This window comes from Duganella sp. Root1480D1 (assembly GCF_001427305.1).
In the GTDB taxonomy this organism is placed as follows: domain Bacteria; phylum Pseudomonadota; class Gammaproteobacteria; order Burkholderiales; family Burkholderiaceae_D; genus Rugamonas.
Genome location: NZ_LMFZ01000034.1, coordinates 80,720 through 100,937, shown reverse-complemented (window position 1 = coordinate 100,937; position 20,218 = coordinate 80,720). Strand labels below are relative to the sequence as shown.

20 protein-coding genes are annotated in these 20,218 nt (G+C 62.8%); 9 read left to right on the top strand and 11 right to left on the bottom strand.

What is annotated here, in order from left to right; translation table 11 throughout:
• Nucleotides 1–29 precede the first annotated feature (29 nt).
• Nucleotides 30–1,412 carry a pitrilysin family protein gene (locus ASD58_RS21315; protein WP_057263231.1) on the bottom strand — a complete coding sequence of 461 codons (1,383 nt, stop codon included), beginning with the start codon at nucleotides 1,410–1,412 and terminating at the stop codon, nucleotides 30–32.
• A gap of 3 nt (nucleotides 1,413–1,415) precedes the next feature.
• A complete protein-coding gene (locus ASD58_RS21310) occupies nucleotides 1,416–2,732 on the bottom strand; it encodes a pitrilysin family protein (RefSeq protein WP_057263230.1) in 1,317 nt (438 codons plus the stop codon).
• Between the two features lie 140 nt (nucleotides 2,733–2,872).
• On the opposite strand from ASD58_RS21310, the gene ASD58_RS21305 reads away from it, so the two are divergent.
• Together ASD58_RS21305 and ASD58_RS21300 are read left to right on the top strand one after the other, a co-directional pair.
• Nucleotides 2,873–5,683, top strand: coding sequence for a CheR family methyltransferase (locus ASD58_RS21305; protein ID WP_057263229.1), 2,811 nt, complete (start codon nucleotides 2,873–2,875; stop codon nucleotides 5,681–5,683).
• A gap of 27 nt (nucleotides 5,684–5,710) precedes the next feature.
• Nucleotides 5,711–6,193 (top strand): acyl-CoA thioesterase, encoded by a 483-nt coding sequence (locus tag ASD58_RS21300; protein ID WP_229210055.1) that lies wholly within the window; start codon nucleotides 5,711–5,713, stop codon nucleotides 6,191–6,193.
• 9 nt (nucleotides 6,194–6,202) lie between these two features.
• On the opposite strand, the gene ASD58_RS21295 is transcribed toward ASD58_RS21300, so the two are convergent.
• From ASD58_RS21295 to ASD58_RS21285, 3 genes are all read right to left on the bottom strand, one after another.
• The gene (locus ASD58_RS21295) at nucleotides 6,203–6,394 is read right to left on the bottom strand and encodes a hypothetical protein (protein ID WP_057263228.1); all 192 of its coding nucleotides are present in this window, start codon (nucleotides 6,392–6,394) and stop codon (nucleotides 6,203–6,205) included.
• Between the two features lie 19 nt (nucleotides 6,395–6,413).
• A complete protein-coding gene (locus ASD58_RS21290; protein WP_057263227.1) occupies nucleotides 6,414–9,284 on the bottom strand; it encodes an EAL domain-containing protein in 2,871 nt (956 codons plus the stop codon).
• A 61-nt stretch (nucleotides 9,285–9,345) separates the two neighbouring features.
• Nucleotides 9,346–10,119 (bottom strand): transferase spermidine synthase, encoded by a 774-nt coding sequence (locus tag ASD58_RS21285; protein WP_057263226.1) that lies wholly within the window; start codon nucleotides 10,117–10,119, stop codon nucleotides 9,346–9,348.
• 155 nt (nucleotides 10,120–10,274) lie between these two features.
• On the opposite strand from ASD58_RS21285, the gene ASD58_RS21280 reads away from it, so the two are divergent.
• The 7 genes from ASD58_RS21280 (at nucleotide 10,275) to ASD58_RS21250 (ending at nucleotide 15,723) form a co-directional block, all read left to right on the top strand.
• Complete coding sequence (locus tag ASD58_RS21280; protein ID WP_057263225.1) at nucleotides 10,275–10,550, top strand: hypothetical protein; 276 nt, start codon at nucleotides 10,275–10,277, stop codon at nucleotides 10,548–10,550.
• A 21-nt stretch (nucleotides 10,551–10,571) separates the two neighbouring features.
• The gene (locus ASD58_RS21275; RefSeq protein WP_057263224.1) at nucleotides 10,572–11,741 is read left to right on the top strand and encodes a GGDEF domain-containing protein; all 1,170 of its coding nucleotides are present in this window, start codon (nucleotides 10,572–10,574) and stop codon (nucleotides 11,739–11,741) included.
• 65 nt (nucleotides 11,742–11,806) lie between these two features.
• Nucleotides 11,807–13,261 (top strand): Ppx/GppA phosphatase family protein, encoded by a 1,455-nt coding sequence (locus ASD58_RS21270; RefSeq protein ID WP_057263223.1) that lies wholly within the window; start codon nucleotides 11,807–11,809, stop codon nucleotides 13,259–13,261.
• A gap of 42 nt (nucleotides 13,262–13,303) precedes the next feature.
• Complete coding sequence (locus ASD58_RS31935; protein WP_057263222.1) at nucleotides 13,304–13,783, top strand: hypothetical protein; 480 nt, start codon at nucleotides 13,304–13,306, stop codon at nucleotides 13,781–13,783.
• A gap of 83 nt (nucleotides 13,784–13,866) precedes the next feature.
• Nucleotides 13,867–14,622, top strand: a complete 756-nt coding sequence (locus tag ASD58_RS21260) for a GNAT family N-acetyltransferase (protein WP_057263221.1) — start codon at nucleotides 13,867–13,869, stop codon at nucleotides 14,620–14,622.
• A 70-nt stretch (nucleotides 14,623–14,692) separates the two neighbouring features.
• The gene (locus ASD58_RS21255; RefSeq protein ID WP_057263220.1) at nucleotides 14,693–15,163 is read left to right on the top strand and encodes a nuclear transport factor 2 family protein; all 471 of its coding nucleotides are present in this window, start codon (nucleotides 14,693–14,695) and stop codon (nucleotides 15,161–15,163) included.
• Nucleotides 15,164–15,165: 2 nt separating this feature from the next.
• Nucleotides 15,166–15,723 carry a TetR/AcrR family transcriptional regulator gene (locus tag ASD58_RS21250; RefSeq protein WP_057263219.1) on the top strand — a complete coding sequence of 186 codons (558 nt, stop codon included), beginning with the start codon at nucleotides 15,166–15,168 and terminating at the stop codon, nucleotides 15,721–15,723.
• 62 nt (nucleotides 15,724–15,785) lie between these two features.
• Here the strand turns inward: ASD58_RS21250 and ASD58_RS21245 are convergent, their stop codons facing one another.
• From ASD58_RS21245 to ASD58_RS21220, 6 genes are all read right to left on the bottom strand, one after another.
• Nucleotides 15,786–16,073 (bottom strand): hypothetical protein, encoded by a 288-nt coding sequence (locus ASD58_RS21245; protein ID WP_055934583.1) that lies wholly within the window; start codon nucleotides 16,071–16,073, stop codon nucleotides 15,786–15,788.
• A gap of 135 nt (nucleotides 16,074–16,208) precedes the next feature.
• Nucleotides 16,209–16,889, bottom strand: a complete 681-nt coding sequence (locus tag ASD58_RS21240; protein ID WP_057263218.1) for an ABC transporter ATP-binding protein — start codon at nucleotides 16,887–16,889, stop codon at nucleotides 16,209–16,211.
• A 3-nt stretch (nucleotides 16,890–16,892) separates the two neighbouring features.
• Complete coding sequence (gene phnE, locus ASD58_RS21235) at nucleotides 16,893–17,681, bottom strand: phosphonate ABC transporter, permease protein PhnE (RefSeq protein WP_057263217.1); 789 nt, start codon at nucleotides 17,679–17,681, stop codon at nucleotides 16,893–16,895.
• Nucleotides 17,678–18,523: an ABC transporter permease gene (locus ASD58_RS21230; RefSeq protein WP_057263216.1), complete on the bottom strand. Its 846-nt coding sequence runs from the start codon at nucleotides 18,521–18,523 to the stop codon at nucleotides 17,678–17,680. Before ASD58_RS21230 ends, phnE begins: the two co-directional genes overlap by 4 nt.
• Nucleotides 18,524–18,526: 3 nt before the next feature.
• The gene (locus ASD58_RS21225) at nucleotides 18,527–19,348 is read right to left on the bottom strand and encodes a phosphonate ABC transporter ATP-binding protein (RefSeq protein ID WP_057263215.1); all 822 of its coding nucleotides are present in this window, start codon (nucleotides 19,346–19,348) and stop codon (nucleotides 18,527–18,529) included.
• Nucleotides 19,349–19,351: 3 nt separating this feature from the next.
• Entirely contained in the window at nucleotides 19,352–20,218 is an 867-nt protein-coding gene (locus tag ASD58_RS21220; protein WP_057263214.1) for a putative selenate ABC transporter substrate-binding protein, read from the bottom strand.

Genomic DNA, 20,218 nt, shown 5'->3' with positions numbered 1-20,218 from the left:
CCGATTGCCGGAGCTGACCCCGACTTTCATCATGGCTGGAAGCCGTCGGCGGTGATTTCGAGCTTGGTCACTTCGCCATACTTGGCGGCGATCTTGCCAATCTCGGCGGCTTTGCCCACCAGGACCATCTGCAGGTTTTTGCGCGGGAAGTGCTTCTCAACCAGTTGCTTGGCGCGTTCCGGCGTCAGGCTGTCGACGTCTTTCATGAAGTTGTCGATCTGGCTGCGGCTTACATCGTTGGCGTACATGTCACCCAGCAGGGATGCCAGTTGCTCGCTGGTCTCGTAGCGTGGTGGGAACTGGCCTTTCACATACGCCTTGGCCGAATCCAGCGTCGCTTTGTCGATGCCCTTGCTCCACAGGCGGTCGTAAGTCTTCAACGCCAGATCCAGCGCGGCTTCCGTTTTCGGCAGGGCGGTGAAGCTGGAGATCGAGAACGTGCCGGTCTGCGACAGCGTATTGAAGCCCGAATTGGCGCCATAAGTCAGGCCGGAGTTCACGCGCAGTTCGTCGTTCAGCCATGAGGTGAAGCGACCGCCCAGCACCGTATTCAGCACCTGCAGCGGCACATAGTCGGGATCATTGCGCGCAATGCCAGGTCCGCCGATCAGGAAGGTGGTTTCGATTGCGTCGGATTTATTCACCACCCACACGCGCGCCTTGTCGGCCTGCACCGCGCCGTAGCTGGTGCGCTGCGGGGCGCTGCCTTCGGCCTTCCATTGGCCGAACAGTGCTTCCACTTTCTTGCGCATTTCGGCTGGATCGAAGTCGCCCACCACGACCAGCGCTGCGTTATCCGGGCGGAAGTAGCGTTGGTGGAAGGCTTTTACGTCGTCCTGTTTCAGCGCGGTCAGGCTGTTGACGGTGCCCGAAGCCGGATTGCCGTAAGCCGCATTCCCGAACAGCATGGCGCGGTAGTAGTTGCCGACCACCATGCGCGGGCTTTCCTTGGCCTGCTTCAGTCCATCGACCTTGCGGGTGCGCAGCTTGTCCAGTTCTGTGGCGTCGAAGCTTGGCGCTTGCACCAGTTCTGCGAACAGCGGCAGCAGGGTGTCGGTGTCCTTGCGGGCGAAATTGGCTGCAACGGTCGACTGTTCGCTGCCGCCGCCGCCGGCCAGCACTGCGCCGCGGAAGTCGAAGGCCTGGTCGATTTCGGCCTTGCTATGCCTGGCGGAACCGAGTAGCACGCCGTCGCCGGTCAGGTTGGCGAGGCCGGCTTGCTTGCCGTCGTTGACGGCGCCCGCTTTGACCACAGCGCGCACTGCGATCAGCGGCACGTCGTGGCGTTCCATCATGTAGACGGTCAGGCCGTTTGGCAGCTTGGCGGTTTCAAAGGCGGGCAGCTTGAATTCAGCGGCGTGCGCGGAGGCTGCGACTGCGCCGGTGAGCGCTACGGAAATCAGTTTTTTCATTAATCAGTGCTCCTTCGCGTCCAGCACGCCAATGGTGCGCTGCGATTTCTTCAGGTACTTGGCGGCGATGGCCTGGATGTCGGCGGTCGTCAGCTTCTCGTAGGCGGCAGGGGCGTCGAAGGCTTTCCTGTAGTCGCCGTTGAAGACTTCATAGTTGCCCAGCATCTGCGCCTTGCCGTTGATGGTTTCCTGATGGCGATAGATGTCGAGCAGCTTGGTATTCTTCACCTTCTGCAGTTCTTCATCGCTCACGCCTTCCTTCACCACCTTGTCGATCGCGTCCAGCATGGCCTTTTCGACCTTGGCCGGTTCCACGCCAGCGGCGGCAACGGTCATCAGGTACAGCAGGCCGGGGTCGAAGCCGTCGCCGCTACCGGCGGTGACGCTGGTTGCCAGTTGGGTCTCCACCAGGGCCTTGTACAGGCGCGAGGTTTTGCCATCGGTGAGCAGGGATTGCAGCACGCTCAGCGCGTAAGTATCGGCGGAAGCGCGTTCAGGCACCTTATATGCCACGATCAAGTTGGCCGAAGTGGCGGAAGGCTTGGCCACGAACACGCGGCGTTCGCCTTTCTGTTCAGGCTCCACGGTGCGCACAGCCGGTGGCGCTGCGCGTTTCGGAATCCCGCCCAGGTATTTGGTGGCCAGCTTTTTGACGTCGTCGAACTTTACATCGCCGACGATCACCGACACCGCATTGTTCGGCGCGTAGTAGGTGCGGAAGTAGTTTTCCAGGTCCTTCTGGGTCCATGCCTTGATGTCCGATTCCCAGCCGATGGTTGGAATTGCATAAGGGTGGGCCACGAAGGCGACGCTGTCCAGGTCTTGCATCAGCATCTGCGCATTGGAGTTTTCCAGGCCAGTGCTGCGCTCGGACAGCACCACCCCGCGCTCGCTGTCCACCATCTTTGGATCGATCGACAGGTTGGCGATGCGGTCGCTTTCCAGCTTGAAGATGGTTTCCAGGGAGGAGGCCGGGAACCAGTCCTGGTACACCGTCACGTCGCTATTGGTGTAGGCGTTGTTGGAGCCGCCGTTGGCTTCCATGGTGCGGTCGAACATCTTCGGGCCGTAATGCTTCGAGCCGTTGAACATCATGTGTTCGAAGAAGTGCGACAGGCCGGTGATGCCTGGCGCTTCATTGCGCGAGCCGACCTTGAAGAAGGTATACATGGTGGCATTCGGAATGCTCGAACTTTCCAGCACGATGAACTTCATGCCGTTATTGAGCGTAAAGGTCTTGACCTGGTCGGCCGTCAGCGCGGCCTGGGCAGTCGTAGCGGCCGCGCAGGCCAGCACCGTTGCCAGGATTTTCAACTTCATGGGGTTTCCTTTCGATGAAAGAAGTTGCCGGAAGAATACTAGATCCATAGGGGAAATGCTAATTTTTCGCTTAGGGATAGAATGGGGCAGGAGCCCAAAAGATGAACTCGCCGGAAGCACTTGGAAAAGCTGAGCTAGGTATGGCCAGTGTGAAGTTCCCCCTGGTTGGCATCGGCGCGTCGGCCGGCGGGCTGGCAGCGCTGGAGCGTCTGTTGCCAGGCTTGCCGGCGGAACCGGGCTTCTCCATTGTTGTAATCCTGCACCTGCTGCCGTCCCATTCCAGCAGGTCGGCCGAAATGCTGCAGCGCTTCAGTAAAATGCCGGTGATGCAGGTGACCCAGCATCCGACCGAGATACTGGTCAACCATATATATGTGATTTCGCCCGGCACCCTGTTGAAAGTAGAAGACCGTTTCCTCTTCATCGATGAGGCAAATGCTGGTCATACCTCGCTGGGCGCGATCGACTACTTTTTCCATTCCCTGGCCCTGTCGCACCGCAAGCTGGCGACCGGCGTCCTGTTGTCCGGCATGGGGCAGGACGGATGCGGTGGCCTGGCGGCGTTGCGTGAGCAGGGCGGCACCACCATTGTCCAGTTGCCGCAGGATGCCCAGTTTGGCGTCTTGCCGGAGACGGCGATCAAAGGCAGCCAGGCCGACATTGTGCTGCCGGCGTCCGACATCGCGGCGCGCCTGCTCATGCTGTACGAGAGGGCGGACGCCGGCGCTTTAATCGTAGAGGGCATCGAAACGGAGAACGCGGCCGTACAGGATGTGCTACAAATGGTGCACGAGAGCACAGGGCACGACTTCCGCAATTACAAGCGTCCGACCATCCTGCGCCGGCTGGAGCGTCGCCTGGCGCTGCGCGGAGTGCCAAGCGTGGCTGCCTATCGCACACTGCTGGCGAACGATGGCAGCGAAGCGCGCAAGCTGATGAAGGACTTGCTGATTGGCGTCACCGGATTTTTCCGGGATCGCCTCTCTTTCGAGCAGTTGCGCGAAGCTATGCTGCCAGCCATGCTGGCCGCGCGCGCCAAAGGCGAAATACGGGCCTGGATTGCCGCATGTTCCACCGGGCAGGAGGCCTATACGATGGCGATGCTGCTGTCCGATGTAGCGCGCGAGATGGAGAATCCACCGCGCGTTCATATTTTCGCCTCCGATATCGACGAACAGGCATTGGGCGTGGCGCGGGCCGGCATGTATCCGGAGTCGGTCCAGGACGAAGTTCCGCCGGCCACCCTTGAGCGCTATTTTGTCCGCACCGGAAAACAGTACCGCGTGCGCCAGCCGCTGCGGGAACTGATTACCTTTGCCAGCCATAACCTGCTGCGCGATCCGCCGTTCTCGGACCTGGACCTGGTAAGCTGCCGCAACTTCATGATCTACCTGGACCGTGCGATGCAAAGGCAGGTGCTGCAGCGCTTTCATTTCAGCCTGGGTCGCGGCGGTTTGCTTTTCCTCGGCAATGCCGAAACTGCGGCGGCGGTGCCCGAGCTGTTTTCGCAGGTCGACCGGGAGCACAGGATTTACCAGGCCCGCGTTGTGGCCGGGGCCGCCATTGGCATGCCGGAGACACCGCGCCGCGTCAATTTCGCGCATGTTCCGGCCGGTGGCGGCAGGGCCGCGCCGCAGCACCTGTCGCCTGATGAACTATGCAGCCGGCTGGCACAGGCGGAGACCGGTTGCGAAGAACTGCAATCGCATAATGAAGAACTCTCCACCGTCAATGCTGAACTTACCGCCCGCCTTGACGATTCCGGTCGTGCCAACGACGACCTGGTCAACCTGATTGCAGCCGCCGACCTGGCCACGATCTTCGTCGGCCCGAACCTTGCGGTCAAGCGCTTCACGCCGCGCGCCGCCAGCATATTCAACCTGATTCCGCGCGATGTCGGCCGCCGCCTGCTCGATATCACGCACCGCCTGGACTATCCGGAGTTGCAGTCTGATGTGGCCACTACGCTCGACAGCCAACAGCCCCAGGAACGGGAAGTCAAGGCGCTCGATGGCGGCCACTACATCGTTCGCGTGCGGCCTTACCGGACCCGGGACGACGAGGTCGCCGGCGCCGTGTTGACATTTGTCGACATCAGCCGCCGCCGGATCGCCGAGGATGAGGTGCGCGCCCGCGCCGCCGACCAGGAATTCCTGCTGCGGCTGGGCGACAGCCTGCGGCCATTGGGCGAACCGATGGAACTGCTGTCGCAGGGCTGCAGGATGCTGGGCGAGCGGCTCGCTGTGGCGCAACTGTCGTTCGCCGGCATTCGAGGCGACCGCTACGACACGATGCCAGGATATGCGGCCGGCGCTCCCGCGTTGCACGGCAGCGGCGAAGTACAGAACCTCGGGGAGTCGGTGCTGGCGCGTTGGCGCGACGGCGAGCCGGCCGTGGAAGACGATATCGAGGGCGCCGTTGGCCTTAAGGAGCTGTCCCAGCTTGCCGGCGACCGCGGGGCGCTGTTGGGGAGCATCTGCCACAAAGGGGATTTTTGGCTGGGCTTCTTCCTCGCCTGCCAGCCTGCAGTCCGCAAGTGGGAACCATCCGAAGTAGCCTTGTTCTCGGAGGCCGCCGCCCGTATTGGTGTTGAATTTGAACGCGCACGTTCGCAAGCCGCCCTGCGCGCCAGCGAATCGCGCCTGCGCCATGTGCTGCGCGATATCTCAATCGTGAGCTGGCAGGCGGACGCCAGCGGCAAAGGCAGCGAGGCATGGCTGGAAACGATCCATCCGGACGATCGCGCCCGCGCGCGCGGCATGTGGCGCGATGCCGTGCGCACTTCGACCAGCGGCGAAGCCAAGGTGCGCCTGCACGAACCAGGCGGCGACTGGCTGCGTGCCAGCGTGGTCGCGACTCCCTTGCTCGATGAACAGGGCGGGGTGCGCGAATGGAGCGGCTGCATTATCGATATCGATGAGCGCACTGCAGCGCCATCGGGTAGCATATAGCCATCTACAACTACCCTTGGCATGGCGATGGAAAATACGATGCACTGGTCGGCGCACGAGCTGTCGATGACGGTTTTGATGACGCCCGACATGGCGAACTTCTCTGGGAATGTGCACGGCGGCGCCATCCTGAAGCTGCTGGACGGCGTGGCTTACGCCTGCGCCAGCCGCTATTCGGGCAGCTATGTGGTCACGCTATCGGTGGACCAGGTGATGTTCCTGCAGCCTATCCACGTGGGCGAACTGGTGACTTTCCTGGCATCGGTCAACTACACCGGCACCAGCTCGATGGAAGTGGGCATCCGCGTGGTGGCGGAAGATATCCAGAAGCGCCTGGTGCGCCACGCGAACAGCTGCTACTTCACGATGGTGGCAGTGAGCCAGGACCGCAAGCCGCAGGCTGTGCCGCCGCTGGTGCCGCAGACGCCGGAGCAGATCGCGCGCTGGGAAAAGGCGAAACTGCGCAAGGCCGCGCGCCAGCAAGTGGCGGCGGCGGTCAAGAAAGCTTAAGCAGGCAGCCTAAACCGAGCGGCGATGGGTTGGATAGACCAGCGTGCGCAGCGCAATCGGCTGCGGCACGCCCATCGCGAACAGGAATTCGGCGGCGCGGCGCAAACCCACTTCGGGCAGGGCGGCCACGGCCTGGTTGATGATGTCGCGCGTCCGGTGGTCGGTGCGCACTTGCTGTCGATGCAGGTCTACGCTGTTCATGTCCACTCTCCTTATCTCCTCAGGCTCGCAGTCGGCGGGGCGCCGCGCTGGCTAGTTGCTTGCCTTCCTGCAACATCCGGCGGATGGCCGATGCTTCGACAGGTCGGCTGAAATAAAAACCCTGGATCTCGTCGCAGCCATGGCGGCGCAGGAACTCAAGCTGCTCTTCAGATTCTACCCCTTCCGCAATCACGCGCAACTCAAGGTTGTGCGCGAGTGCGATCACCGACACCACGATGGCTGCATCGTCGGCATCGGTGGCGATGTCGTGGACGAAGGAACGGTCGATCTTCAGCACGTCGATCGGGAAATTGCGCAGGTAGGACAGGCTGGAATAGCCGGTGCCGAAGTCGTCGATCGACAGTGCCACGCCCAGCGATTTCAGTTCGTGCAGCAGGTTCACGCCTTGCGCCACGTCGTGCATGAACAGGCTTTCGGTCAGCTCCAGCTCCAGCGCGGACGGCGGCAGGCCGCTTTCTTCCAGCACGGCGGCAATGGTGGACACCAGCTCCGGCTGCGCGAACTGGCGCGCCGACAGGTTGACCGCCATGCGCAAGTCCGGGAAGCCGGCGTCGCGCAGGACGCGCGCCTGCAGGCAGGCGGTGCGCAGCACCCAGGCGCCGATCGGCACGATCAGGCCGGTTTCTTCGGCCAGGCTGATAAAGCGTGCCGGCGGCACCATGCCCAGTTCCGGATGCTGCCAGCGCAACAGCGCTTCCAGGCCGACGATGGCGCCCGAGGCCAGGTCCACCTGCGGCTGGTAATGCAGCACGAATTCGTCGCGCTCCAGCGCATTGCGCAGCGCGCTCTCGATGCGCAGGCGCTCCTGCGCTTCGTCGTTCATCTCCGGCTGGTAGAACTGGAAGGTGTTGCGCCCCAGTTTCTTGGCCGAGTACATGGCGATGTCGGCGTGTTCGATCAGGTGCTGCGCCGGCGTGCCGTCGGCATCGTAGACCGCCACGCCAATCGAGCAGGTGACGAAGAACTCCTTGCCTTCCAGTAGTACCGGCTGCGCCAATGCCTTCATCACGCGCTCGATAATGGCAGGCGACAGCTGTTCGTCTGGGTACTGGCTCAGGATCGCCACGAATTCGTCGCCCGACAGGCGCGCTACCGTGTCGCTTTCACGCACGCTCGACTGCAGGCGGCTGGCCACCGTTTGCAGCAGCTGGTCGCCGGCCTTGTGGCCCAGGCTGTCGTTGACGAACTTGAAGCGGTCCAGGTCGATCAACACCACCCACATCGGCAGGCCGCTGCGGTTGGCGTAGGCGATGGCTTGCTGCAGGCGGTCCTGCAGCAGCACGCGGTTTGGCAGGCCCGTCAGCACGTCGTGGTGGGCGATGTGCTGGATGCGTTGTTCCGCTTCCTTGCGCTCGGTGATTTCGCTGCCGGTGCCGCGATAACCCTTGAATTCGCCCTGCGCGTCGTACACCGGCTCGCCGCTGGTGTTGAACCAGCGGGTTACGCCGTCGTGGCCGACGATCGCGTATTCGAAGTTGGAGAAGGGCAGACGGGCCTGCACCTTGTTGATATGGTCGCGCCCCGCGCTGCTGGTGTACAGCTCCGGCGTGCATTCCCAGCGCGTGCGGCCGAGAAAGTTCTCCTTCGCGACATGACCTTTTTCAAAGAAGCCGCCGGTGATGTGGGTGAAGCGGAAATGCGTGTCCTGTTCCCAGTACCAGTCGGAGGACAGGGCCAGCAGGCGGCGGAAGCGATGCTCCGATTCCTGCAGCGCGCGCTCGGTGCGCTTGCGGGCGGCTACGTCTTCCGCCAGGCGCTGGTTGGAACGCTGCAGGTCGGCGGTGCGGGCATCGACCAGCAGCTGCACGCGGCGCGAGCGCTGCACCAGGGTGTGCACGAAGGCGGCCGCCAGGGCGCTGAACAGCAGGCCGCCCAGCAAGGTGCCGAGCGAGCCAAGATGGTCAGCCAGGAATGGGCGCGGCAAGTCGTCGCTGCGGATATGCCAGGCGCGGCCCAGCACATCGAAGCTGCGCATTTCGCTGCTGTGGTAATCGAAATCGAACCAGCGATGCAGCCAGTGTTCCTTGCGGATGGTGGGCAGGGGGCCGCGGCGGTAGGCCAGGTTGCCGTTTTCCGAAGGGTCGCCGGCGTACACGCTCAAGCCCAGGCTGGCGTCGTCCAGCAAGCCATTCTGCTGCAGGATGGTGTGCACCAGGTGCGGCGTGCGGATCACAGCTGCCGTATCGCCGGCCCAGGCTGCGTGGCGTTCGTCGCGGGTGCCGGTCGGCATGCCGGGGCGGTATACCGGCATGATCATGATGAAGCTGTTGTGCTGGGCCGGGTCCTGCGCCAGCTGCAACTGCTCGGTGGCGGAGGGCCGGCCACTGTGCAGGATGCGGTCGATGGCGCCGCGCACCTGCACATTGCTGCCGGTGTTCAGGCCCAGCGCCGGTTCGTTGCCCTGCATCGGTTCCAGGTATTCAACGATGTTGTAGTAGGGCCGCTGCGGCGCCGGCACCGCTTTGCCTTCGGGCGACAGCTCGGTGACCTGGAAGCCGGGGAAGCTTGCCTGCATCGATGCCTCGAACGCAGGGCGTTCTTCCTGCGTCAGTACGCGGTGGTAATTGAAGGCCTGGATGAAAGGGTAGCGCTTCAGCAGCGGCTCGGAAAAGGTATGGAACTGTTCGCGGCTGACCGGTTGCACGGTGCGGAACAGTTCATTGATGACATTCAGTACTTCTTCGGCATCGGCCAGGCCGCGTTCGATGGCGGTGACGCGGGCGTTGGCGCGCTGCTGGAAGCCCAGTTCCATCTTGCTGAATTCGAGGGCGCTGACGGAGACGAAAAGAACGGCAGTGGCCGCCAGGCCTGCGCCCAGCGTGAGTGCGGCCGCACCGTAGTGCGATAGTCTGCTGCGCCGACCTGCCATGGTGTCCCTTGCATAAAAAATGTAGTTTGTCACAATTCTCATGGCTTTGGGGCAATGGTCCTTAAATTCCTGTCAAATCTCCCTTGCGCAGGCGGGCAACGGTGTAAATTGCCAACAGTCGATTGGCCAGGCCGAATCCCAGGCCCGGCGTTGGGCTGCCCCAGGCGGCCACGCGGCGCTGCATGGCGCTGGCCGGGGCGCCCGGCGCGCGTCCTGGACGAATCGCAAACAGGATGTGGTTGTTGCCGGCGATGCCGGTGAACTGGCAGATGCGGTCGTGGAAGGCGTTCGACAGCCGCACCAGCACGCTGCGATATTTGGGGTCGTAGCTGAACACATTGGCAGCCAGCACGCCGTCCGGGCGCAAGGCACGCCGGCAGTCGGCGTAGAAGTGGTCGGTGGCCAGTGCACTCGGCAGGCCCTCGGCGTCGAAGCCGTCCACCAGCAGCACGTCCGCGCTGTCCTTCAGTTCCTTCATATACTGGGCAGCGTCGCACTGGATGACGCGGAAGCGCTCGTTGTCCGGCGGGATGGCGAAGCGTTCGCGCAGGGCGATGACATCGGCGCGCAATTCAAGTACCGTAATGCGGGTGCGCGGCAGGTAGCGATAGCAGAATTTGGCCAGCGAGCCGCCGCCCAGGCCTACCATCACGATATGTTCCGGATTCGGTTTGAACAGGACAAAACACATCATCGCCCGCGCGTAAGCCAGCACCAAGGCATCCGGATCGGCCGGATCCATCTGGCTTTGCACTTCGCCGGGGGTGAATTCCAGCGACAGGCGACCGCGCCGGTGGCGCACCAGGGGGCGGTGGTGGTCGGGGATGGAAGTCATTTTTGTCAACTTGTTACGAACCGTGATGATCTGATAAGCTGCCGGGCTCCGGTTTCCACCCCAGTGTACCGGATGAGCACTGCGAAAGGGCGCTCGCGTTTACATCGGCAACTTTTATAGGTACATTGCCAACATAGGCAGCTTGGAGACGATAAATGTTCTTAGACCATCCAACCATCACCGCGACCAATAGTTTTACGGAACCGGACCGCATCGAGCGCCTGACCCGCGTGTATGGTTACGTGGCCGCATTGGCCGACCACGCCGGCAAGCAGCAATTCATCGAAAAGGTCAGCCAACTGCATGACCACAAAGGCACGCTGATCGTCTTCTGGCACGACTTGCCGACAGAGGACGAGAAAGAGTTTTTCGCCAAAGCGTGGGCCAGCAAGATCGGCGACGGCAGCACCAACGTCGAACACGAAGTCTGATCGCGGCCCGCCCGCCAAGCAATGGATATCAAAACCCTGGTTCTCGCCCTCGCGCTGGGCAACCTCAGTTTGTGCGCAGCGCTGTTTTTCTTCGAGTATGAGAGCAGGAAGTCGCTGACCCTGTCCACCTGGGCCATTGCGAAGCAGTGCCAGGCGGTGGGCTGGATCCTGTTGTATTTTCGCGGCGTGGTGCCGGAGCTGCTGGCTGGCCCGGTGGCCAATGCCGTGCTGCTGGCCGGCTTTGCGCTCGATGCCGGCGCGCTGTGGGAAGGCGTGGGCCGCCCGCGCTGGCGCAACTACGTGTATCCGGCATTGTCGCTCGCGGTAGGTACGCTGCTGGCTTTCCACATTCTTGACATCTCGCCGGCGCTGCGCCTCGCCTTTGGATCCCTGTTTGTCGGCTTCTTCTTCCTGGCCGGCGTGCTGGCGCTGGCGCGTGCCTGGCGTGGCGGCAGCATGCTGCGCCGCTACCTGGTGGTTGCCATGTTTGTGCTGGCGCTGGTGATCGTTGGGCGCGGCCTGCTGACGGCAGCCTTCCCCGATGGCCTGTCCTGGATCGGCGCCAACGCCATGCAGTTGTTCGGTTTCGGCGGCTTCTACCTGATGATGCTGGTGAATGCCTTCGGCTACCTGCTGCTGTCGCGCGAGAAGCTGCAGATGGACCTGGCGCGGCTGGAAACCACCGATCCGCTGACCGATGTGCCGAACCGGCGCGGTTTCTACCAGGCCCTGGCGCCCTGGATGGCGCTGGCGCGCCGTCCCGGCCAGCCGACCGCCATGATCATCCTCGCGCTCGACCAGTTCAAGCGCGTCAACGACAGCTACGGCCATGCGGCCGGCGATGCAGCCCTGAAATCCATGGTGGAAACCTGCAAGAAGCAATTGCGCGACTCCGACCTGATGGGCCGCCTGGGCGGTGCCGAATTCGCCATCCAGCTTCCGCGAACCGGGCAGGAAGACGCAATGATGGTGGCGGAGCGCATCCGCCGCGCCATCGAGGCCATGCCGGTGAAGACCGAGCGTGCGATTGTCAAGCTGACGGCCAGCATGGGCGTCACCACCATCCGTGCCGACGACAGCACGGTCAGCCTGTTCAAGCGCGCCGACGAGGCCCTGCAGGCGGCCAAGCTGCGCGGCGAAAACCAGGTGGCGCAGCCGCCGGAATCGCATTCCCTGGAGGCCGTGTCATGACAGCGTAACACTGAGGGCGTACTGTGCTACCATTTTCGTTATAAACGATATAAATGGATTCCTCGATGTACGCCGCAGTGGACCTGGGCTCCAACAGTTTTCGACTCTCCATCGGCCAGCACGATGGAGGCAAGATCCGCGTGCTCAACAGCATGCGCGAACCAATCCGCCTTGCTGCCGGCCTGGACGCCGCCGGCAACCTCACCGATGAAGCCCTGCAAAGGGCGCTGATCTGCCTGAAGAACTTCCGCGTAGCGCTGGCCGCCTACCAGTTCGATGGCGTGCGCGTGGTCGCCACCGCCATCCTGCGCCAGGCGCGCAATGCGGCTGATTTCCTGCCGCAACTGGAGCAGGCCGTCGGCTACCCGATCGAGATCATTTCCGGCGAGGAGGAGGGGCGGCTGATCTACATGGGCGTGGCCAATGCGCTGGGTCAGCCGAACGAGAGCCGGCTGGTGGTGGACATCGGCGGCGGTTCGACGGAATTGATTCTTGGCCGTGGCCTGGACATCGATCGCGTTGAGTCGTTCAGCGTGGGCAGTGTCAAGCAAAGCCTGTCGTTCTTCGTTGGCGGCCGCGTGGACGCGCGCTCCTTCGAGGCCGCCGTGTTGTCGGCGCGCTCGCATTTCGAAGATGGAGCGCCGCCTTACCATCCGGAATACTGGAAGCGGGCTTACGGCTCCTCCGGCACCATCCGCGCAATTGGCGAAATCATTGAAAAAAACAAGCTGGGCGACGGCATTACGCTGGCGGCGCTGAATGCGGTGCGCAAGCGCTTCATCGAATTCGGCCAGGTGTCGAAGATCGACATGCCTGGCTTGCGGCCGGACCGCGCCAGCACCGTGATTGGCGGGCTGGCGATCCTGATTGCCGTAGTGCAGGAGCTGGGTATCGAAAAACTGGAGCCTATCGATGCCGGCCTGCGCATGGGCGTCATGTGGGACTTGTACCTGCGTTCCACTCGCCGCGACCGGCGCGATGAATCGGTTGGCGAATTCCTCACGCGCTTCCATATCGAATCGGAGCGCGGGGTGCGCGTGTCGGAGGCGGCGACCGTCCTGTTCCAGCAGATGAAGCCTGCCAGCGACGCCTTGCTGCGCCACCTGTCCTGGGGCGCCCAGTTGCACGAGGTGGGGCTGGTGGTATCGCAGACCGGCTATCACAAGCACTCCGCCTACATGATCGAGAACGCCGACCTGCCGGGCTTTACCACCCGCGAGCAGAAGCTGATGGGGCGCCTGGTCCTGGCCCAGAAGGGTAACCTGCGCAAAGTCAGCGAGTACCTGACCGACAGCGATTTCGCCAAGGCAGTGGTGGCTTTACGCCTGGCCATCATGTTCATGCACTGCCGCATTGAGGTGGACGACCGTGCGGTGCGCCTGCGCATGAAGAACCGCATCGACCTGGAATTGAAGCGCGATTGCGTCGCCAACCATCCAACACTGTCCTACTGGATCGAGAAGGAGCAGGAATTCTGGGACGAAATAGGCGTAGATTTCGGGGTTCGCACTGTTGCGTAGTAATCGTATATACTGTTTATATCATTCAATAATGGAGTATCCATGAACGCAACGAAGGCCAAAACCCCAGCAGCCAAACCGGCAACCAAAACCGCAGCCAAGCCTGCCGCAAAGCGCTCGCCAGCTGCCGCGAAGACCGCCGCCGCCAAACCGGCGCCAGTCAAAGCCGCCGCCAAGCCGGCGGCCGCCAAACCTGCAGCCAAGCCGGCCGTCAAGCGTGTAGCCGCCAAGCCAGCTGCTGCCCCGGCACCGGCCGTCAAGCCCGTCAAAGCAGCCAAAGCCGAAAAGCCGGCCAAGCAGCACAAGGAAAAGCTGGTGCGCGACAGCTTCACCATGCCGGAATCGGAGTACGCGGTGTTGGGTCAGGTCAAGAAGACCTGCCTGAAAAACGGCGTGGAAGTCAAAAAATCCGAGCTGCTGCGCATTGGCGTCGCCCTGATCAGCCGCCTGGATATGGCGACGCTCAAGCAAGTTTTGGCCTCCCTGCCGCAACTGAAGACCGGCCGTCCGAAGAAGACCTGATGTCATATTGTTGACACATGTCTGTCATGTTCGTGCAGCAATAGAACAGCAAACTGGCTTCGTCACTACAGAAAGGACGAAGCATGCAAACTACGACGATTGCTACCGCCGAACAGCGGGTTCCCACCCCGCGACTGGCACTGAGCATGGCAGCCACCCCGGAAGAGGTGCGCGAAGTCCAACGCCTGCGCTATAAAGTCTTCATCGAAAACCAGGGCCTGACCGCCCTGGCGACGCCGGATGGCCTCGATTGCGACGAATTCGATGCCGCCTGCGACCACTTGATCGTGCGCGACACCGCCACCCTGAAAGTGGTCGGCACCTACCGCCTGCTGAACCCTGCCGGCGCCCGCAAACTGGGCCGCCATTACTCCGAAAACGAATTCGATCTCGGTCGCCTGAAGCACCTGCGCGGCCGCATCGTGGAAGCGGGGCGCGCCTGCATTCACCCGGACTACCGCGGCGGCAGCGTGATCATGCTGCTGTGGTCCGGCCTGGCCGAATACATGCGCCGCCACCAGTGCGAATACCTGATCGGCTGCGCCAGCATCAGCCTGGCCGATGGCGGCCACAATGCGGTTGCCGTGTACCAGCAACTGCGCGAGAAGCACCTGGCGCCGATGGAATACCGCGTCACGCCGCACCTGCCGTTCCCGGTGGAGAAAGTGGAAGCGGCGCGCGCAGCCCAGGTGCCGCCCCTGCTGAAAGGCTACCTGCGTTCGGGCGCCTGGATTTGCGGCGGACCGGCCTGGGATCCCGATTTCGAAAGCGCCGACCTGTTCGTGATGATGCCGCTGGCGAACCTGGACGGCCGCTACGCCCGCCACTACAACGTTTGAAAAACGTGCTATCCTGTCTGTACCGATCGGTCAATTGTGATCCGATCGGTACATATGAAAGGATAGCGCCATGTCAGTCCGACCACCTGTACCACCCTTCACCCGCGAAAGCGCCATCGAAAAAGTCCGCCTGGCCGAAAACGGCTGGAATACCCGGGATCCCGAAAAAGTCTCCCTCGCTTACACGCAAGACAGCTGGTGGCGCAATCGCAGCGAGTTCGCGCAAGGCCGTGCCGCCATTGTCGCGCTGCTCAAGCGCAAATGGACGCGCGAACTCGATTACCGGCTGATCAAGGAGTTGTGGGCCCATGACGGCAACCGCATCGGCGTGCGCTTTGCCTACGAATACCATGACGACTCGGGCCAGTGGTACCGCGCCTACGGCAACGAGAACTGGGAGTTCGACGAGAACGGCTTGATGCACCACCGCCATGCCAGCATCAACGAGCATCCGATCAAGCCCGAAGAGCGCAAGTTCTTCTGGGACCGCAGCGGGCCGCGCCCGGACGACCATCCCGGCTTGACTGAACTGGGGCTCTGAACATGGCACGCGTTGTCGCAGAACGGGAAGACGTGATCCCCCTGGTGGCGGAAGTGTTCCGCACCTATGGCTTTGAAGGCGCCAGCCTGACCCGCATTACCGAAGGGACCAAGCTGGGCAAGGGCAGCATCTACCACTTCTTCCCCGGCGGGAAGGACGAGATGGCCGCTGCCGTGCTGCAGGAAATCGACCAGTGGTTCCGCCTGCACGTCTTTGAGCCCTTGCGCGAAAGCGCGGACGCGGGGCAGGGCATCGCCGCCATGTTTGCGGAGGTCGAGCGTTATTTCCTGTCCGGGCAACGCGTGTGTTTAGTGGGTGTGTTCGCGCTTGGCAATGAGCGCGACCGTTTTGCCGACGCCGTGCGCGATTACTTTGAGGAGTGGATCGAGGCGCTGGCTGCAGCGCTGGTGCGCAATGGATGCAAAGGCAGGGAGGCTACGGCGCAGGCCGAAGAAGTCGTGGGCGGGATTCAGGGGGCGCTGGTGCTGGCTCGCGCGTTCAACAGGCCGGCGACGTTTAGGGCGGCGTTGAAGCGTTTGCGGGAACGGCTGGACCGCTAAAGCAAAGCGGCGCCGGTGAATGCGATGCCGGCGCCTGGCATCAATCTCAGCGTGAACTGAGCTCAGTGTACTGAGGCATTCGATAGTTCTTTGAGCTCACGGATAGAAAGCTCAGATTTCTCATGCATGCGCAGCAGGATGGTGGCCCCGACTGCCAGCTTGCGGTGACGGATCTTGCTAATTATGGGTGGTTGCACTTCCAGCACCCTGCAGAGTTCCGCATCATTCTTCAGGTGCATCTTCTCGATTAGCGTGTCGAGCAGTTTGTTTGGTACGAAGCTGGATGGCTCCAACGCACGCGCCCTGTTCATTGCCTCGATTAGTTCGAGTTTCTTCTGCCTGACGCTCATTTGCTCCTCCTTGACGTTGTTAACTACGTGGATAGAAAAAGCAGGCTTGCATGTTGTATTGATAACGAAGCAAGTTAATTAAATAATACTCCGCTTACCAAAAAAGCCAAGAATTTGTGAGAAAAATAATGAGTTTTATTGCGCGGCAGGGTTGACGACTGTTGTAACTTTGAGTCCATTTTTAGTGAGGCGAAGCACTTTGTCGGCGCGCGCAGCGGCGGCAGGAGAATGCGTCACCATGATGGCCGTTGCGCCGCTGGATTTGAGTTCCTGGTGCAACAGTTGCAGTATGGAATTTGCGGTGTCGGGGTCGAGATTGCCGGTCGGTTCGTCCGCCAGCACAAGGGCCGGGCGGTGCACCAGGGCACGGGCTATGGCAACCCGTTGCATTTCACCGCCGGAAAGTTGATGGGGGTAGTCGTGGCCGCGGCCGCCGAGGCCGACAGCTTCAAGCATGTCGATTTCGCGTCCTTGCGGCAAGCCGTTCAGCAGCAAGGGCAGGGCCACGTTCTGCTGCAAGGTCAGGTGGGGCAGTACGTGGAAGGCCTGGAATATGAAACCCATGCGGGCGCGCCGCAGACGCGTCGCGGCGTCGTCGTCGAGCGATGCGAGGGGCATGCCGTCGACGATGATAGCCGGTTCTTCGCTGGGGTCTGGCTGGTCGAGGCCGGCAATCAGATTCAGTAAAGTGGATTTGCCAACGCCGGAATCGCCCATGATGGCGACGAACTCGCCGGGTTCGAAGGTCCAGCTCAGCCGGTCGAGTACGCGGCGCTCGTTCGAGTAACTCTTGGTGAGGTTTCTTAGCTGGAGCATGGATTATCGGGTCAGGGAACGGCGCAGCGCGAAGCTGAGGGCATCGACGACGGCCACCAGCAGCAGCATGGCCAGGATCACGGTGGCAGCGCGCTCCATCTGGAACAGGGACAGGTGGTACTTGAGCATCTGCCCCAGCCCGCCGGCGCCCACCACGCCCAGCACGGCGGCGGCGCGGATATTGTTCTCCCAGCGATAGAGCGTGTAAGACAGCATCTGCGGCAGGGTTTGCGGCAGCGTGGCGTAGAAGAAGGCGGCCATCGGCGTGGCGCCGTTCAGGCGCAGGCTTTGCTCCGGCAGCGGCGGCGCGTTTTCCAGCGCGTCGGCGAACAGGCGGCCCAAAACGCCGGCCGTGTGGGCAGCCAGCGCCATGGTGCCGGCAAACGGCCCCAGGCCGGCAGCGACCAGCAGGATCGAGGCCCACACCAGTTCCGGAATCGAGCGCAACACGTTCAGCATGCCGCGTACCACGGCGCGTGGCGTGCGGCCGAAACGCCCTGCACCGGGAATCGCCAGCAGCAGGCCGCCCGCCACCGCGAGCAAGGTGCCGAGTGCCGACATGGCCAGCGTTTCAATCGTGGCGATGCCGGTCTTGCGCAGGAAGCCGCTGGCCATTTCCGGCGGCGCGAAGCCGGCCAGGAAGGTGCCCATGCTGTGCATGGCCTCGACCGTGAACAGTTCGCCGAGGTTGAGCGACAGCGTGGCAAAGCTGGCCGCCACCAGCGCCACCAGCGCGGCGCCGAACAGCCAGCCGGACCAGATGCGCGCGGGCGGAGTGGGCATCTGGCTCATCCCAGCCTCCGTCGCAGGTATTTGGACACCATGTCGGCGCAGGCAACCAGCAGCACGAACACGAGCAGCATGGTCGACACTTCGCCGCCGGCCAGCATCTTGGTCGATTCATCCATGCGCTGCCCCAGGCCGCCGGCGCCGACGAAACCCATGATCACCGAGCCGCGGATCGCGCATTCCCAGCGGTAGACGGTGTACGACACCAGCTCGGAAGCCGCTTCCGGCAAGGCCCCATAGAAAAGGGCGGCCAGGCGCCCGCTGCCGTTCTGCAGCAGCACGTCGCTGGCATGATGGTCGGTGGATTCCAGGATCTCGGCATACACCTTGCCGAGCATGCCGGCATAAGTCAGGGCAATCGCCAGCACGCCGGCGGTAGGCCCCAGACCGAAGATGCGCACGAACAGCAGCGCCCACACCAGTTCCGGCACGCTGCGCAGCAGGACCAGCAGCCAGCGCACAAGCTGGCGCACAAGGCCCGGGAAGGCCGCGATGCGGCCGGTGCCAATGCGCGATATCGACATGCGCTCGGTGACCACCAGTGTGGCGGGAATGGCGCCCAGCAGCGCAAGCGTCAGGCCGCAGGTGGCGATAGCCACCGTCTTCCACGCCTCGCGCGCCACCATGGCGAGGAATTCCGCGTCATGCGCTGGCTTGAAGAAGTCGGCCAGGAAGCGCCATGCGGCCTGCAGGCTTTGCAGGTCGAACAGCGTCCAGGGATAGAACTCGGTGGCCACCACCAGTGGCCACAGTAGAGCGATGCCGACGGCAATCATTGCCAGGCGCTGGCGCCAGGCAGGGTCCGGATGGTGGGGCGAGAGGGGAACGGCGGGAACGTTATGCATCGCTTACAGGCACGCCCCGACAGCCAGCTTGGCTGCCATCTCGTCCGGCCGCGGCGAGTTCGCCGGCGGCAGCTCGCCGAGATAGAGTTCGTCGATCATGGCTTGCGTAACCTGCTCGCGCGGCAGGTCGAAAACGACGCGGCCATTCTTCAGCGCGACGATGCGCGGGAAGTGGGCCAGCGCCAGGTCCACCTGGTGCAGGCTGCACACCAGCAGCGCGTTGCGCTCGCGCGCCTCCTGCTGCAGGGTGTTCAGGGTCAGTTGCGACAGCGCCGGATCGAGGGCGGACAGCGGCTCGTCGACCAGCAAGGCCTGCGCCGACGACAGCAGCAGGCGTGCCAGGCCGCAGCGCTGGCGCTCGCCGCCGGACAGGCGGTCGACGCGGGAATACAGCTTGTCGCCCAGGTTGAAGCGGGTCAGCGCGCGGAACGCGGCTTCCGGATCGGCAGGTTTGAACAGCGACAGCAGCGCCTGGCCAAGGCTCCAGTGCGGCAGGCGCGCAGCCAGGACAGCCGTTACCACGCGCTGGCGCGGCGGCAGCGGCGGCGTTTGCGGCGCCAGGAACAGGCGGGCACGCATGGCGTGGCGGCCAGCGTCGGTCAGTTGCCAGGGATCGGTGCCAAAGGCCTTGAAGCCGCCGCTATCGGGACGGTGGGCGCAGGCCAGGGTGGAGAGCAGGGTGGTCTTGCCGGCGCCCGAAGGGCCGATCAGCGCCACCTGCTCGCCAGGCTCGAAATTCAGCGAAATGTCTTGCAGCGCAAGGCCGCGCGAACCGCCGATATGGCGGACCGCGAGGCCTTGCAATTCGTACCAGGCAGAAGACATTGATTACTTCAGCAGGCCGGCATTCTTGGCGGCCGCTTCGATATTGGCGTAGTTGGCAACCTTGGTCGGGATGAATTTCGACGCGCGCTGCAGGTCCAGGATCGCCTTGTCTTCAGGCTTGGCGCTGTCCAGCGCCAGGAAGGCGTCGGTGATCTTCTTCTTCAGCGCTTCCGGCATGTCGGAACGGACGGTCCAGTTGTAGTCGTAGTAGGCCGGGGTGGTGTAGAACACGCGCACCACGGAAGGATCGACCTTTTTCTGCTCATTCAGTTTTTCCCACACGGAGATATTCAGTGCACCGGCATCGACCTTGCCGCCGGCCACGGCAGCCACGGTGGCGTCATGCGCGCCGGAGAAGGAAATGCGTTTCAGGTCGGTGTCCGGATCGATCTTGGCGGCCAGCAGGAAAGAGCGCGGCATCAGGTGGCCGGAAGTCGAGGACTCGGAACCGAAGCTCAGCGTCTTGCCTTTCAGGTCGGCCAGCGAATTGATCGACTTATTGGTGGTGACGAAGACGGAGCGGAATTTCTCGTCCTCCACACGCTGCACCAGCGGCACGACCTTGCCCTTGCTCATGTGGTTGGCCTGCACGAAGGTAAAGCCGCCGAACCAGACCATGTCCAGCTTGCCGTTGATCAGGCCTTCCACCGAAGCGGCGTAATCGGTCACAGGAGTGAACTCCACTTTCATGGCCAGTTTCTTCTCGAGGTATTCGCCAAGAGGCTTGAATTTGCGCTGCAGCTCGGTTGGCGCTTCATCCGGGATGGCGGAAACGCGCAGGACTTGCTGGGCTTGGGCGCCGGCAGCGGCGAACAGCACACCGGCTGCAAACAGGGCCGATTGAATGGTGCGGAGGGAGAAGATGGACAT